The sequence below is a fragment of the Chryseobacterium sp. DT-167 genome (assembly GCF_058310155.1).
Genome location: NZ_JBZEEQ010000002.1, coordinates 181,161 through 195,043, shown reverse-complemented (window position 1 = coordinate 195,043; position 13,883 = coordinate 181,161). Strand labels below are relative to the sequence as shown.

Sequence of the window (13,883 nt, the reverse complement as noted above, 5' to 3'; positions counted from 1 at the left end):
AATTAAATAAAATAATCCTGCAGCAATGCGGGATTTATTTTTGAACAATAGTTTTAGCCCTTAAAAAGATCAGACCTGCAATAATGATACTAGCTCCCACAAATTGTAAAATCGTCAGTTTTTCACCGTCTAAAATCCCCCAAATGATCGCAACGATCGGCATCAGCAAAGTAACTGTTGACGCAAACAAGGGAGTTGAAACTTTCAATAAACGATAATTCATCATCATTGCCAATCCGGTTCCGAAAACAGAAAGTAAGCTTACAAACATCAATCCGATCATATTTTCTTTTGAAAAAGTAAATGTTGAAACAAAACCTGTAGATATTAATGCGATAAGTGAAGGTAAAAATAGAATGAAAGAAAACACAAATGCCGACAACACAGTCGAAGAAACCTCCATCAGCTTAGATTTGACCGTCGTTGTGCTGATTGCATAACATAATGTTGCCAAAAGCAAAAGCAAAATAGGAAATATTTTAAATTTGGAATCATCTCCGCCACCGAATGCGAGCAGACAAACTCCGGTGAAACTTATAAAAATTCCGGTCATCTGTCTTTTGGTTGTTTCGAATTTCCAGAATAATGTTCCTACAATAATTACAAAAATGGGCATCATTGAATTGATAATTCCTGCAATACTGCTGCTGATTTCGGTTTCAGCAATTGGAAATAAGAACATCGGGATAAAATTTCCTGTAAAAGCTGCTAAAATAAGCCATTTCAAATGTTTCTTCGGGAAAAGTTTATATTTTGATATTGCGATGGGCATTAGAATAATTCCTGCAATCAAAACCCTCAATGCTCCGACCTGATAAGGAGTGAAATGGTCTAATGATTTTTTGATTAAAATAAATGATGACCCCCAAATAATACTGAGGACGATCAGAAGAATCCATTTTTCTTTATCTGCGTTCATTGTTTTTATGTAGATTTTTTAAAAATTCCTTTTTGGGAATCATTCTTGCTCCTAAACTTTCAAGATGTTCGGTGTGAGATTGGCAATCGATTAAAGCAAGTTTGTTTTTATGAGCTTCCAAGAAATGAATGAATCCTGCTTTTGAAGCATTACTTACTTTGGCAAACATGCTTTCTCCGCAAAAGACATTTCCTATTTGTAAACCGTAAAATCCGCCAACCAGGTCACTGTTTTGCCAGACTTCGATGCTTTTCGCAAAGCCGAGCTCATGAAGTGTAATGAAAGATTCCATCAGTTCATCCGAAAGCCAGGTTCCGTCTTGCCCTTTTCTGTTGATTTCCTGACAGTTTTTAATGACGTCTTTAAAGTTTTTATTTTCGGTGAATGTAAAAACGTTGTTTTTCAAAATTTTCTTCATCGATTTTGAAATCTTCAGTTCGGCAGGAAAAAGAACAAATCGCGGGTCAGGACACCACCATAAAATCTCTTCATCAGGATTAAACCATGGGAAGATGCCATTCTGATAAGCAAACCAGATTCTTTCCACAGATAAATCTCCGCCAAAAGCGATGATGCCTTCATGGCCGTCATAATGAAGCGGATTAGGAAATGAAATTTCGTTTGGGTCCAGTCGGATCATAAGGTGAAAAAAATCCCACTTAAAAAGCGGGATTGTGTTTGATTGTATGCTTTAATTAAAAAGGTAAATCGTCATCGTCGTCTCCGGCAAAAGGATTTTCGTTAGAAACCGGCGCAGCAGATTGTTGAGAAGATGCCTGAGTTGGCTCTGAGCCTGTACCGCCATCCATCACTTTTTCTATTCTCCATCCTGTAATAGAGTTGAAATATTTCGTTTCCCCTTGTGGCGAAACCCATTCTCTACCTCTGATATTGATTCCTACCTTCACATTTTCTCCTTCTTTCAAAGCATCTAATAAATTTATTTTATCCTGTAAAAATTCGATGTTGATTGGCTGTGGATATTGCTCTTGTGTAAGAATAACCATTTCTCTTTTTTGGAAACCACTCGCAAATGTTTGAACATCAGTGATTTTCTTTACCGTTCCTTGTAATTCCATATCGTAAATATTAACTTTGTAAAAGTAGTAAATTGAAATGTAATAAAAACGCCTCCCAAAGAATTTTTGAAAAAAAATAATTTTTTTTGTGAAAACTCTTGCAAATACAAATTATTGCCCTATATTTGCACTCACAAAAACGAAAGAAGTTCTTTAAAATAACTCAATAATAATGCGGATGTGGTGTAATTGGTAGCCACGCCAGACTTAGGATCTGGTGCCGTGAGGCGTGGGGGTTCGAGTCCCTTCATCCGCACAAATTATGCGAAAATAGCTCAGCTGGTAGAGCACAACCTTGCCAAGGTTGGGGTCGCGGGTTCGAGTCCCGTTTTTCGCTCCACACCATGCCCTGGTGGTGGAATTGGTAGACACGCAGGACTTAAAATCCTGTATCCGCAAGGATGTACGGGTTCAAGTCCCGTCTGGGGTACTTAAAAAGACTGATAATCATTGATTATCAGTCTTTTTTGTTTTTAAACGTCTTCATTTTATATATATTGATTTAACGTCTTCATTGAATAATTCTTTTTGAATGTCCGCATCAATAATAATTTAGTCTTAACCGTATTCTTGTCATTGACACCATCGAATATTAGATTTCTGAAAGAATCTTAACATACGTAAATCGTTTAGATCCTTTCGGATGACAAAGAAGCGGACGTTCAGATAATTCTTTTTCCACTACAATATACAATTGAACCTCTTTCTTTTCTAAGTTTTTCATTCTCATACAAATATATTTTCCCACAAATTTCAAAAACAGTGTTTTTCCTCTTTTCTATATATGAAGAGTTAACTACTTTTGTTACATAACCTTATAAAATTTTATAAATGAAAACTCCTTTTTTATTTAAGAATGCAAATGCGTTTTTTCGTGTGCTTGTTTTAAGTGTATTTGTAATCGGCTTTATTCGATGTACACCGCCACCGCCAGAAACTCCTGTTGATAACAGTTATAAAAAGAAGCTGATTACGCATCGCGAAGCGCAGGTTCTTTTTGATGAATATACAAAAACAAACAATAGGATTCTCACAGCATCCAGAAACGGACAGCCCGATTCACGATGGTACTCATTCACTATTGAAGAGATGGAAGGATATATCAAATATGTGAAAGAAAATGCTAAAAGACAGAATCTTAAGAATGTCGGAATCAAAATCTATATGGGAAAATATCCTGCAAATCATCCTGTAAATAAAATGGCAAAACCGGAATATGCGGGTTACCAAACCATTTTTCTTATGCCTACTGCAAAAAAAGAGAGATCTTCTGATGCCAATATGAAAAGTCGTGGAACAACATCAGATGAAAATGAAAAAATAGAGTCTATCCAGCCAATGAATATGACGAATCTGGCTCCTCCGCCTAAAGCTGTTGTTGAGTCAATCAACTAAAATATCTGCTGATGGTTTGGGATGTTGAATTGAGCAAACAAATATCGATGATTATTTTGTTCATTGTGTTACTTCTGATTTGTTTTAAGTACAAAAAAATCGAAAAAGTTAATCTGATTTTTTTTATTGGATTCATTATGATATCTATAATTGATTTTTTTTGCTATTTCTATTATAAAATAACTAAAATATCAACAGATAAGTTTTATGTAATCGGAATATTTGTCATGTTTTTCCTCTATTTAATCTACTATTACAAATTACTGTATGTCTCATTATTAAGAAAGCTTCAGTTAATTATTTTGGTGCTTTTTGTTGTTAATGTGTTGATAATGTTTTGTGTAGAAAATGATATTTTGAAAAATTTTTCATTCAACAGTTTTTATGTAAATATTCTCCTGCTGACATTTTCGATTATATTATTTCTTTATCAGACTTTCAATTCGGATAAAGTATTTGATATTAAAAATTATTTGCCATTTTGGATCTCTGTTGGTTCGCTACTTTTTTATATAGGAATTATTCCCATATTATATTTCAGGGCTACGATTTCTTATGATATTTATTTCTTTTTTTTATTTTTATTAAATCTTATTAATAACGGAGTGATCGCTTTCGGAGTGTTTTGGAACCAACCCGATAAGGCAAAACAAAGTTGACTGTAAAGCATGGAAGAGAACAAATTGGTAATAATTTTTACAGTTACTCTGTTGATTATTGTTTTAACGATGATTTTCGTTTACGTCATTTTCATCCGGAAAAAAACGACACTGTTGATCGAGCAGAAAGAAAAAGACATGCGTTTTGAAAAAGAATTGGCAACCTCACAGGTCGAAATGAAAGAGCAAACGCTTAATTACATCGGGCAGGAATTGCATGATGATTTAGGTCAAAAGCTTTCTGTGGTTCGATTAAGACAAAATCAGCTGCTCACCAGACTCGATAATTCAGAAAAAGAAGAATTAAATGAATTAAATGAATTGTTGGGTGAATGCATTCAGGATGTCAGAAATTTATCTAAAACTTTGATCACCGAGCAGATCATTCATTTTGGATTGGTAGAATCTATTGAAAGAGAAATTCAGAGAATAAAAAAATTGCGTTTGTTGAAAATTGAATTCATTACTCAAAAGCATGACATTGATATTTCGCCAAAACACGGTTTAATTTTGTTCAGAATCATACAGGAAAGCATCAATAATATTTTAAAACATTCCAGAGCCAAAAATGTATCGATTGAGTTGGAAGATGATCATGAAAGATTGAAAATTACCATTTCAGATAATGGAAAAGGTTTTAATACCAATATTATGAGAGACGGTTCCGGATTGAAAAATATGGAATTGAGAGCAAAATTAATTCACGCAGAATTTTCTATCCAGTCAAAACTGGAAGAAGGAACGAAAACATCCATCATATACCATAAAAACTTATCATGAAAACAATTCCCATAGCTATTGTTGATGATCATACCTTAATGTCAAAAGCATTAGAAAACATGATCACAGAAAATCCAAAATATAAAGTAGTGATGAATCAACCCAACGGAGAAGATTTCATTAATGCTTTAGAAAACACTTCTGAACTTCCAGCCGTTGTTTTGATGGATATCAATATGCCCTACAAAAACGGGATCGAAACCACAGAATGGCTTACAGGGCATCATCCCGATATCAGAGTGATCGCACTTACAATGGAAGATGATGAAAAAGTATTAATTAAAATGCTGAAAGCCGGAGCAAAAGGATACTTGCTGAAAGATATGCAGCCTTCAATTCTTTTTCAGGCAATAGATACGGTTTTTGAAAAAGGAAGTTTTTACACCGATTTTGTGGCTCAAAAACTACTGAAAGTACAGACTGAAGATGCTAAAAATGCTTCCTTGCTTTCCGATTTAAAAGAACGGGAAAAAGAATTCATCAAATTGGCGTGTAGCGAACTGACCTACAAAGAAATCGCCGATAAAATGTGTCTGAGTCCAAAAACGATTGATGGTTACAGAGATTCTGTTTTCGTTAAGTTAGAAATAAAGAATAGAGTCGGTCTTGTTCTATTTGCTTTAAAGCATAATTTATGTTGAGATAATAATCCTGAATTCATGATAATAAAACAATGGTCAACTTTGCTCAGTAGGAACAACATTCATTTTCAGTTATAATCTAAAGTGTAATCAGGCGTTTTTCAGAAGCATTTTATTCATTAACATTATATCTATCCTTACCACTTCCGGTGAGGATTTTTTCTTTCAAAATCATTTACAATTTAAATTTCAATCAGACAAAGGTGATTTTCCTGTGATAATTCAGGTATTCTCCTCTGTTTTTATGTTATTGAAAATCAGAATTTTGCCATGTAGAATTAAAGATAATGGCGGAATCCGAAAAGCCAAAACAGAGTAGGGAAATTAAAAAACTAAAACAATGAAAAAAGCATTAATTGTAGGAATCAATGACTACGCACCCATCGGTTCTGGTGGTCCTGATCTTAACGGATGCATCAACGATGCCCGTGATATGGCAAACACTTTGGTGATTTGTGGTTTTGCACCGGCACAAATCAGAATTTTAACCAACCAGAATGCTACAAGAGCCAACATTTTAAAATATTTAAAATCACTGGTCAACAATAGCGTAAAAGGAGATTCTCTTGTATTTTATTATTCCGGACACGGAACACGTGTTGCCAACATCGGTGCAGATCTGGAAATTGACGGTCTGGATGAAGCAATTTGCCCGCACGATTATGCAAGCGCAGGTGTTATTCGGGATGATGATTTTAAAACGGTTTTTAGCAAACTGAAAGCAGGGGTAAATCTCGAAGTCATTTTCGACTGCTGTCATTCCGGAACGGGAACAAGAAAAATGGATTTAGGCTTGGATATGGATTTTTCCTACGAAGCAGCACGTTTTATTCCACCCATGCTTGAAGATGAATTTTATATGACTTATGCAAGTGAAATTCCGTTATCTAAAAGTTCGAAAAAAGAATCCTTTACAACCAAAGCTTTGGTTCCTGTTGCGGGTCTGAATCATACTTTATGGGCTGCATCCAAAGACAATCAGGTTTCAATGGAAGGAAACATGAGCGGACAAGTTCGGGGTTATTTTACCTATCATTTTTGTAAAATACTTCGGGCTACAAATGGAAATATCGTCAGAAAAACGCTCGACAAACAGATTGCTATGGCTTTAGTGGCAATGGGCGCTGCACAGATCAACCAGACAGAAAGCATTACCGCAGAATTTTCACAAAAAATATTTTTATAAAAACATTGGCGGAATCCGAAAAGCCATCCAAAGAGTAGGAAAAAACTGATTAAAACACCAAATAATCATGTCTAATATCGAAAACAACAACCCAATGTCCGCTGAAGAAGTTTTAAAACTTAAAACAATCAAAGCAAAGTCAGCTGAAAAATCAGCACATTTAAAATCAATCGACAAAGAACCTGAAATGGAAAACATCGACGGAAGAGTTTATCCGAAAGGAATGAAATCTGTCGGAATTACAATGAAAGAAAAATCTTTTGATGACGAAATTACGGAAACCGATCATTTTTATCCCACCCACGCAGATTTCGAATATCAGCCGAAGTTAGAGCCTAAAAAAGACCGAAAACCGAAATTTATTGAAAGAGAAACTTTCCTTACGGTTGAAGGTGCAAAAACCATATTCGGAATAGATCAGAGAAAAGTATTTAATTCAACAGCGTACCCGTGGTGTTGCGTAGGAAGAGTTGAAAGTCCTTTGGGAATTGCAAGCGGTGTGATGATCGGTCCGAGACATCTTTTAACTTGTGCCCATATCATAGACTGGAAACCCAATAACCAAACAGGATGGTTAAAATTCACTCCAATGTATTATAATGGAAGCGCACCTTACGGAACCGCATGGGGAATTCAAACCTATTACAAACATAAAGTTGCAGGTCCTACGATTGACGGTACTGAAGTGCAGTTTGATTATGTAGTTGTCGTTCTGGACCGACCAATCGGAAACAGTACAGGCTGGTTGGGTTCAAAGTCTTACTCAGATTCTTGGGACGGACAGGCTTCTTTCACTCACGCCGGCTATCCTGCAGATTTGACAGGAACTCAAAGACCAACTTATCAGACAGGTATTGCTTTAGATGGTGATTTTTGGAGTCCGGATGACAATCAGAGTATCAATCACAAAGCCGATATCTGGCCAGGACAAAGTGGCGGGCCATTCTGGGCATATTGGAATGGGGCTCCTTACGCAGTTGCTACTCAAAGTGCTCATAACCCAAGTATCAATTTTGCAAGTGGTGGTTCAGATTTAGTAGGTCTTGTTACGAGAGCGAGAAATGAATATCCTTAAACATTATTTCGTTTTATAAATGAGAGTCTGGTCTTTAAGATCAGGCTTTTTTTTTGGAATCATCTTAAAAAAAAACAGCACCTTAAAAAAGTGCTGTTCGGTATTATATTAAATTATTTCCTAAACATTTCTGTGTGCGGAATGTTGTCTTCCAGATATTTTTTTCCGGTATCTTCAAAACCAAATCCTGAATAAAATCTCAACAGATAATCCTGCGCAGAAATTCTCACTTCACTTGTGTGAAAACGGTTTTCAATAGTTTCAACTGCGTATTGTATCAGTTGTTTGCCTAAACTTTTACCTCTGGCTTTTTCTGTTGTTAAAACTCTTCCGATGGAAGTTTCAGGATACTTTATTCCTTTGTTGAAAATTCTGCAATATGCTAAAACACTATTTTCTTGTTCAGCCCAGATATGAATGGCTTGTTGGTCGTATCCGTCAAGATCTGGGTATGGACAATCCTGTTCAACCACAAAAACATCAACTCTCGCCTTTATAATTTCATAAAGTTCGGAAGTGCTAATTTCTTCAAAACTTTTTATTTTCCAGATAATATTACTCATTAAAAGTTACGCTGTTATTGGCTAAAAACTCATTTGTTTTTTGAATAAAACTTAAAATCTCATCAGTCCCTGTTTTCTTTTCGGCAGATGTTACATAAATTTCGGGCAGATCTTCCCATGTTTTGTGAAGCTCAACTTTATAATCTTCCACATTTTTTATGGCAATATTTGGTTTTAGTTTATCAGCTTTCGTGAAAACTATTGAAAACGGAACGCCACTTTCTCCACACCACTGGATAAATTCCAAATCGATTTTCTGTGGAGTATGACGAGAATCTATCAAAACGAAAAGATTCACAAGATTGTTTCTGTTTAAAATATAATTGTTGATCAGTTTCTCAAAGTCTCTTCTCATCACTTTTGAAACTTTCGCATATCCGTATCCGGGTAAATCGGTCAGATACCAGCTTTCATTGATGATAAAATGATTGATCAGCTGAGTTTTCCCCGGAGTTCCTGAAGTTTTTGCCAAATCTTTCCTGTTTAGCATTGCGTTGATTAACGATGATTTTCCTACATTTGAGCGTCCGATGAAAGCGTATTCAGGAATAGTTCCTTCAGGGCATTCCTGCCATTTTCCGCTGCTTTTTACAAACTCTGCTGTTTTTATAACCATTTTATCTTGATTTTATTTAGAAAAATAAACCATTAAGAAAGTCTTAATGGTTTAGTCTTAATTTTATATTTTATCTTTTACCCAATTGTAAAGAATTTCATTGAATTCATCTGGTTTTTCCATCATTGCAGCATGTCCGCATTTATCGATCCAGAAAAGATCTGAATTTGGGATAAATTTATGCATATCAATCGCAACTTCCGGTGGTGTCACATTATCCTGTTTTCCCCAGATCAAACACGTCGGACGCAAAATTTTTGGAAGATCATTCAGCATATTGTGTTTGATGGCGCTTCTTGCCAACATAACGGTTTTGATCCCTTTCATTCTGTCATTGACAACGCTAAAAACTTCGTCGACCAAAGCTTCAGTGGCTACAGCGGGATCATAAAAAACTTCTTCTGCTTTTTTTCTGATATAAGAACGGTCATTCTTTCTCGGAAAACTATCGCCGAATGCTCTTTCGTATAATCCTGAACTTCCTGTAAGAACTAAATTCTGTACCAGATCTGGTCTTGCCAATGTCAGAATAAGTCCCACATGACCACCCATAGAATTTCCGACTATGGTGACTGGTTTGCCAATTTCGCTCTCAATAAATTTGATCACATATTTGGCAATAGTGGTAAGATTGGTATTCAGTACCGGCAAATCGTAGATTGGTAATTGAGGCACATAGACCTTAAAACCTTTCTCTGAAAAAAAATTCACCATCTTATCAAAATTACTCAATCCACCCATCAAACCGTGCAAAAGCACCAATGGATGTCCTTCCCCAGCTTCAATGAAGGTATATTTCTTATCTTTTTTTGTACTAAATATCATAAAGTCGCTTTAATAAAGCATTGCAAAAATACAAATTATACACCAAAATTTTTTTGATATCTCTAATTTAAAATAAAAATAATATAATAATAGTAATCCATCCGGTTTTTTCAAAAATCTTTTTATTATTCACTGAATAACAAGGTTTGTAACTGTTTTTATATCAAATATTTAAACTGTGTTTATGAGTGACTGGGTAAAACTTATTAACATTAAGTCAAAAAGTGGGAAAAAGTGGGAGGTTTTAGAATTTTTTGTATAATTTTGTCCCAAATGAGAAATTTCATTGGAACATATGAGTGTAAAATAGACGACAAGGGTCGTCTCAAGGTGCCTTCATCGCTAATCAGGCAGATGGAAGACTTTGAGGACAAAACCTTTGTGGTAAAGCGCTCTGTGTTTCAACCGTGTCTCGAAGTTTATCCTATGAAAGCGTGGGATAAGCTTATGGAAAAAATAAATAAACTAAACAGATTCGTTAAAAAGAATGCTGATTTCATCAGAATGTTTACTGCAGGTGTGAAAACTGTGGAGTTAGACAGCGCCGGAAGATTGCAGATTTCAAAAGATCTTACGCATTTTGCTGATCTTACGAAAGATATTGTAATAACAAGTGCGGGTGAGCTTTTCGAAATTTGGGATAAAGATGCCTATGAAAAGGTAATTGCAACCAATGAAGAAGATTTTGCAAGTCTGGCAGAAGATGTAATGGGCGCTTTTGGTGAAGAATAAATAAGTACACAAATGAGCATATATCACAACCCCGTTTTATTGAAGCAAAGTGTGGATGATTTGGTGACGAATCCGGACGGAATATATGTGGACTGCACATTTGGAGGTGGAGGTCATTCGCAGGAAATTTTGGAAAGACTTTCTGACAATGGAAAATTATACGCATTTGACCAGGATTTGGATGCGCTTAAAAATACATTGAATGATCCGAAATTTACATTGATTAATCAGAATTTCAGGTTTTTAGAAAACTCTCTTCTGATGTACGGAGTTTCTAAAGTTGATGGTGTTCTGGCTGATCTTGGTGTTTCGTCTCATCAGTTTGATGAAGCTGAAAGAGGGTTTTCAACGAGAAACAATGCACCACTCGATATGAGAATGAATGTGATGCAAAGTCTTGATGCCAAAAAAGTGATCAACGAATATGAAGAAGAAGCTTTAGCTGATATTTTTTATTACTACGGCGAATTGAGGGAAGCGAGAAAACTGGCAAGAGATATCGTTCATCACAGAAAAATAAAAAGCATCAATACAACGGAAGACCTGAAAAAATTATTCAGTTTCCTTCCGCCGCACAAGGTGAATAAATTTTATGCACAGCTTTTTCAGGCAATAAGAATTGAAGTGAATCAGGAGCTTGAGGTTTTAAAGGAAATGTTGGTTCAGGCTTACAATATTTTGAAACCGGGAGGGAGATTGGTCGTGATTTCATATCATTCATTAGAAGACCGTTTAGTAAAAAGATTCCTGAAAAACGGAATGTTTGAAGGAGAGCCGCAACGTGATATTTACGGAAATTATGCAAAAGCTTTTGAATTGTTAAAAAGCAAAGCAATCATTCCTGATAATAAAGAAATTGAAGAAAACTCAAGAGCCAGAAGTGCTAAAATGAGAACAGGAATAAAATTATAAATAATAAACAATGGGTAATAAGCAATTTATGAATATTACACATTACCAAGTACATATTATTAATAAATAAAGTGGCAAAAAAAACAACATATCGTCCTCAAAAAAGACTCACTTTTATAGATATTATAAAAGGAAATTTTCTGAATCGTGATGAGTTGAAAATGCATTATAAATTTTTCTTATTAATATTTGTTCTGATGATGGCAATGATCTACTCTAACCATTTGGTAAACAAAAAAATAAAAATTGTAAACGCTTTAAAAGAAGAAACAGAAGAATATAAATCAAGAAATGCTTACGCACAAAGTAAGCTGATCAAAGTAAAAATGGAATCTGAATTGGGGAAACAAGTGGCAGCAGACTCACTAATGACCTTAGAAAGTCACCCTCATAAACTCTTAATAAAATTAGACAGTACAGATGCAAAAGCAAAATGAATACGACAACAAACGTAAAAAAACGTTACGATGGGGCTACCTCTTTGCAGTGGGAGCTTTGTGTGTTTTTGTGCTTTTCATTGCAAGAATTGTCATTCTTCAGAATACCAATGTTCAGGAGATTAAGGATGATTATATCAATAATAATTACCGTACAGCAACTCTAAAAGCTGCCCGCGGAAATCTTTATGCTTCTGATGGATCTATTTTGGCAACAACCGTAATGCGTTACGATGTCTTTCTTGATTTTAAAACGATAAAAGATACGGTTTATACTAACAATATTGGTCCGCTCACAGATTCTTTAAGTAAAATGTTCGGGAAACCGAGAGCTGAATTCAGAAAGAAATTTGATGAGCAGAGGAAAAAGAAAAACCAATATTATTCTTTGGTAAGAGGATTAGATTTCGATCAGTATGACAGGATCAGAAAGTTCCCGATTTTCAGAAGAGGTAAAAATAAAGGCGGTTTCATCATCGACCGAAATTACAAAAGAGAACTGGCAACTTCAGAAATCGGAGCCGGAACAATAGGAATTGATAATGGAGTCGCAAAAGCAGGTCTTGAAGGTGCTTTCTCAAAATTTTTAACAGGAACAGACGGTCAGCGACTTGAGCAAAGAGTCAACTCTTCACAATGGAAACCGATTGATTTCTGGAAAGTTAAAGAACCAACTGACGGACAGGATGTTTACACTACTTTAGATCTTAGGATTCAGGACATTGCCCATTCAGCTTTAGAAAAGCAACTGATCAATTTTGAAGCAAAACATGGAACGGTAATCGTGATGGAAGTTGCAACCGGAAAAGTTCGTGCAATGGTCAACCTGAGACAAACCGAGCCTGGAGTTTACGAAGATGCTTACAACTATGGTTTAAAAGATAATATTGAGCCGGGATCTACTTTCAAAACGATTTCTCTTTTGGCGGCAATGGACGACGGGTTTATCGATGAAAACACAACGGTAAACGTAGGAAACGGAGTCTGGGTTTACGCAAAACAAAGGATTTCTGATGGACACGGTGGCGGAACTTATGACATCAGTGATGTTTTGGCAAAATCGAGTAACGTAGGAACTGCGAAACTAATTACAAAATATTACGCAGACAAACCGGAAATTTTTCTTGACCACTTAAGAAGATGGAAATTATTCGATAAAATGGATATTGAACTTCCCGGAATTACAAAACCGAGAATTTTAACTCCAAAAAGCAAATCATGGAATGCAGCAACATTAGCCTCAATAGGTTATGGATATGCAACGAATATCAATCTGTTACAATTAGCAACATTCTATAACGGTGTTGCCAATAAAGGAAAAATGCTGAAACCGATTTTCATTGATAAAATAATGAAAGACGGAAAAACTATTTTTGAGGCCAAAGAAGAAGTAATGGTTAAAAAAATGGCTTCAGATAAAGCGATTCAGATGATGACGAGTGCTTTGACGAAAGCGGTTGAAAAAGGAACGGGAAGAAGTATTTTTACACCGAACCTGAAAATGGCAGGGAAAACAGGGACCGCAAGATTTGAATACTGGTTGCCTGGTCCGATGAAGTACAGAGCCTCATTTGCAGGATTTTATCCTGCAGATAATCCGAAATATACGTGTTATGTAATGATCAGTGAGCCAAATGTTTCAAAAGGATTTTATGGAGGAACGGTTTCCGCACCGGTTTTCAAAGAAATCGCCGGAAAAACTTTCCTGAAAACCCCTCAGAATGTTGAAAAAGAAATGCTTGTCGACAGAAAGGTGAATCTTAATAAAATGGTTGAGCCTAATGTGAAAGTAGCAGTCAATAATAAACAAATGCCAAGTGTGGTAGGATTGATTGGTAAAAATGCAATCCCACAATTAGAAAATTTAGGATATCGTGTAGACTTTAAAGGAGTTGGGAGAATAAAAGAGCAGTTTCCTCGTGAAGGTACAACAATCAGTAAAAATCAGAGAATTTATTTGACTCTGCAGAATTAAAGAAGAGTTCCGAAGGAACGATTTAATAAAGGATAGGAGGTAATCCTATTAATAAAATAAACATATTCAAATTAAAATAAACCGCATCA

Annotated in this window: 16 protein-coding genes and 3 tRNA genes; 12 read left to right on the top strand and 7 right to left on the bottom strand. The window is 35.5% G+C overall.

Going from position 1 to position 13,883, the window contains the following annotated elements:
- Window positions 1-34: 34 nt before the first annotated feature.
- The 3 genes from AC4FQ5_RS03320 to AC4FQ5_RS03310 are packed head-to-tail and all read right to left on the bottom strand — an operon-like array spanning window position 35 to window position 1,998.
- Entirely contained in the window at window positions 35-919 is an 885-nt protein-coding gene (locus AC4FQ5_RS03320; RefSeq protein WP_491141078.1) for a DMT family transporter, read from the bottom strand.
- Window positions 906-1,559, bottom strand: a complete 654-nt coding sequence (gene aat / locus AC4FQ5_RS03315; RefSeq protein ID WP_491141077.1) for a leucyl/phenylalanyl-tRNA--protein transferase — start codon at window positions 1,557-1,559, stop codon at window positions 906-908. The genes AC4FQ5_RS03320 and aat overlap by 14 nt, the downstream gene beginning before the upstream one ends.
- 55 nt (window positions 1,560-1,614) lie before the next feature.
- Window positions 1,615-1,998: a DUF3127 domain-containing protein gene (locus AC4FQ5_RS03310; protein WP_491141076.1), complete on the bottom strand. Its 384-nt coding sequence runs from the start codon at window positions 1,996-1,998 to the stop codon at window positions 1,615-1,617.
- Window positions 1,999-2,172: 174 nt separating this feature from the next.
- Here AC4FQ5_RS03310 and AC4FQ5_RS03305 point away from each other — a divergent pair.
- The 3 genes from AC4FQ5_RS03305 to AC4FQ5_RS03295 all read left to right on the top strand — a co-directional run bounded on the left by AC4FQ5_RS03305 (window position 2,173) and on the right by AC4FQ5_RS03295 (window position 2,428).
- Window positions 2,173-2,254 (top strand) — tRNA-Leu (locus AC4FQ5_RS03305).
- Window positions 2,255-2,262: 8 nt separating this feature from the next.
- A tRNA-Gly gene (locus tag AC4FQ5_RS03300) sits at window positions 2,263-2,338 on the top strand.
- A 6-nt stretch (window positions 2,339-2,344) separates the two neighbouring features.
- Window positions 2,345-2,428, top strand: a tRNA-Leu gene (locus tag AC4FQ5_RS03295).
- A 162-nt stretch (window positions 2,429-2,590) separates the two neighbouring features.
- On the opposite strand, the gene AC4FQ5_RS03290 is transcribed toward AC4FQ5_RS03295, so the two are convergent.
- Window positions 2,591-2,728, bottom strand: a complete 138-nt coding sequence (locus AC4FQ5_RS03290) for a hypothetical protein (RefSeq protein ID WP_491141075.1) — start codon at window positions 2,726-2,728, stop codon at window positions 2,591-2,593.
- A gap of 101 nt (window positions 2,729-2,829) precedes the next feature.
- On the opposite strand from AC4FQ5_RS03290, the gene AC4FQ5_RS03285 reads away from it, so the two are divergent.
- The 5 genes from AC4FQ5_RS03285 to AC4FQ5_RS03265 all read left to right on the top strand — a co-directional run bounded on the left by AC4FQ5_RS03285 (window position 2,830) and on the right by AC4FQ5_RS03265 (window position 7,734).
- On the top strand, window positions 2,830-3,393 hold the full coding sequence (locus tag AC4FQ5_RS03285) for a hypothetical protein (protein ID WP_491141074.1): 564 nt from the start codon (window positions 2,830-2,832) through the stop codon (window positions 3,391-3,393).
- Window positions 3,394-4,061: 668 nt separating this feature from the next.
- Complete coding sequence (locus tag AC4FQ5_RS03280; RefSeq protein WP_491141073.1) at window positions 4,062-4,832, top strand: sensor histidine kinase; 771 nt, start codon at window positions 4,062-4,064, stop codon at window positions 4,830-4,832.
- On the top strand, window positions 4,829-5,473 hold the full coding sequence (locus AC4FQ5_RS03275) for a response regulator transcription factor (protein ID WP_491141072.1): 645 nt from the start codon (window positions 4,829-4,831) through the stop codon (window positions 5,471-5,473). The genes AC4FQ5_RS03280 and AC4FQ5_RS03275 overlap by 4 nt, the downstream gene beginning before the upstream one ends.
- Window positions 5,474-5,813: 340 nt before the next feature.
- Window positions 5,814-6,659, top strand: a complete 846-nt coding sequence (locus tag AC4FQ5_RS03270; RefSeq protein WP_491141071.1) for a caspase family protein — start codon at window positions 5,814-5,816, stop codon at window positions 6,657-6,659.
- A 67-nt stretch (window positions 6,660-6,726) separates the two neighbouring features.
- The gene (locus AC4FQ5_RS03265) at window positions 6,727-7,734 is read left to right on the top strand and encodes a trypsin-like serine peptidase (RefSeq protein WP_491141070.1); all 1,008 of its coding nucleotides are present in this window, start codon (window positions 6,727-6,729) and stop codon (window positions 7,732-7,734) included.
- 113 nt (window positions 7,735-7,847) lie between these two features.
- Here AC4FQ5_RS03265 and AC4FQ5_RS03260 read toward each other — a convergent pair whose 3' ends face one another.
- The 3 genes from AC4FQ5_RS03260 to AC4FQ5_RS03250 all read right to left on the bottom strand — a co-directional run bounded on the left by AC4FQ5_RS03260 (window position 7,848) and on the right by AC4FQ5_RS03250 (window position 9,738).
- Entirely contained in the window at window positions 7,848-8,297 is a 450-nt protein-coding gene (locus tag AC4FQ5_RS03260) for a GNAT family N-acetyltransferase (protein WP_491141069.1), read from the bottom strand.
- Window positions 8,290-8,913: a ribosome biogenesis GTP-binding protein YihA/YsxC gene (gene yihA, locus AC4FQ5_RS03255; protein WP_491141068.1), complete on the bottom strand. Its 624-nt coding sequence runs from the start codon at window positions 8,911-8,913 to the stop codon at window positions 8,290-8,292. Before yihA ends, AC4FQ5_RS03260 begins: the two co-directional genes overlap by 8 nt.
- A gap of 63 nt (window positions 8,914-8,976) precedes the next feature.
- Window positions 8,977-9,738 (bottom strand): alpha/beta fold hydrolase, encoded by a 762-nt coding sequence (locus tag AC4FQ5_RS03250; RefSeq protein ID WP_050377820.1) that lies wholly within the window; start codon window positions 9,736-9,738, stop codon window positions 8,977-8,979.
- Between the two features lie 273 nt (window positions 9,739-10,011).
- On the opposite strand from AC4FQ5_RS03250, the gene mraZ reads away from it, so the two are divergent.
- The 4 genes from mraZ to AC4FQ5_RS03230 all read left to right on the top strand — a co-directional run bounded on the left by mraZ (window position 10,012) and on the right by AC4FQ5_RS03230 (window position 13,794).
- Window positions 10,012-10,470, top strand: coding sequence for a division/cell wall cluster transcriptional repressor MraZ (mraZ, locus tag AC4FQ5_RS03245; RefSeq protein ID WP_491141067.1), 459 nt, complete (start codon window positions 10,012-10,014; stop codon window positions 10,468-10,470).
- 18 nt (window positions 10,471-10,488) lie between these two features.
- Window positions 10,489-11,382, top strand: a complete 894-nt coding sequence (rsmH, locus tag AC4FQ5_RS03240) for a 16S rRNA (cytosine(1402)-N(4))-methyltransferase RsmH (protein WP_491141360.1) — start codon at window positions 10,489-10,491, stop codon at window positions 11,380-11,382.
- Window positions 11,383-11,453: 71 nt separating this feature from the next.
- On the top strand, window positions 11,454-11,819 hold the full coding sequence (locus tag AC4FQ5_RS03235) for an FtsL-like putative cell division protein (protein WP_491141066.1): 366 nt from the start codon (window positions 11,454-11,456) through the stop codon (window positions 11,817-11,819).
- Window positions 11,803-13,794 (top strand): penicillin-binding transpeptidase domain-containing protein, encoded by a 1,992-nt coding sequence (locus AC4FQ5_RS03230; RefSeq protein ID WP_491141065.1) that lies wholly within the window; start codon window positions 11,803-11,805, stop codon window positions 13,792-13,794. The genes AC4FQ5_RS03235 and AC4FQ5_RS03230 overlap by 17 nt, the downstream gene beginning before the upstream one ends.
- Window positions 13,795-13,883 lie beyond the last annotated feature (89 nt).

What these genes read in the sequence shown, in the direction of transcription:
- AC4FQ5_RS03285 (WP_491141074.1), top strand. Translation starts at nt 2,830, where the DNA reads ATGAAAACTCCTTTTTTATTTAAGAATGCAAATGCGTTTTTTCGTGTG.
- AC4FQ5_RS03230 (WP_491141065.1), top strand. Translation starts at nt 11,803, where the DNA reads ATGCAAAAGCAAAATGAATACGACAACAAACGTAAAAAAACGTTACGA.
- AC4FQ5_RS03270 (WP_491141071.1), top strand. Translation starts at nt 5,814, where the DNA reads ATGAAAAAAGCATTAATTGTAGGAATCAATGACTACGCACCCATCGGT.
- AC4FQ5_RS03265 (WP_491141070.1), top strand. Translation starts at nt 6,727, where the DNA reads ATGTCTAATATCGAAAACAACAACCCAATGTCCGCTGAAGAAGTTTTA.
- AC4FQ5_RS03260 (WP_491141069.1), bottom strand. Translation starts at nt 8,297, where the DNA reads ATGAGTAATATTATCTGGAAAATAAAAAGTTTTGAAGAAATTAGCACT.
- AC4FQ5_RS03290 (WP_491141075.1), bottom strand. Translation starts at nt 2,728, where the DNA reads ATGAGAATGAAAAACTTAGAAAAGAAAGAGGTTCAATTGTATATTGTA.
- AC4FQ5_RS03250 (WP_050377820.1), bottom strand. Translation starts at nt 9,738, where the DNA reads ATGATATTTAGTACAAAAAAAGATAAGAAATATACCTTCATTGAAGCT.
- AC4FQ5_RS03275 (WP_491141072.1), top strand. Translation starts at nt 4,829, where the DNA reads ATGAAAACAATTCCCATAGCTATTGTTGATGATCATACCTTAATGTCA.
- yihA (WP_491141068.1), bottom strand. Translation starts at nt 8,913, where the DNA reads ATGGTTATAAAAACAGCAGAGTTTGTAAAAAGCAGCGGAAAATGGCAG.
- AC4FQ5_RS03320 (WP_491141078.1), bottom strand. Translation starts at nt 919, where the DNA reads ATGAACGCAGATAAAGAAAAATGGATTCTTCTGATCGTCCTCAGTATT.
- mraZ (WP_491141067.1), top strand. Translation starts at nt 10,012, where the DNA reads ATGAGAAATTTCATTGGAACATATGAGTGTAAAATAGACGACAAGGGT.
- aat (WP_491141077.1), bottom strand. Translation starts at nt 1,559, where the DNA reads ATGATCCGACTGGACCCAAACGAAATTTCATTTCCTAATCCGCTTCAT.
- AC4FQ5_RS03310 (WP_491141076.1), bottom strand. Translation starts at nt 1,998, where the DNA reads ATGGAATTACAAGGAACGGTAAAGAAAATCACTGATGTTCAAACATTT.
- AC4FQ5_RS03280 (WP_491141073.1), top strand. Translation starts at nt 4,062, where the DNA reads ATGGAAGAGAACAAATTGGTAATAATTTTTACAGTTACTCTGTTGATT.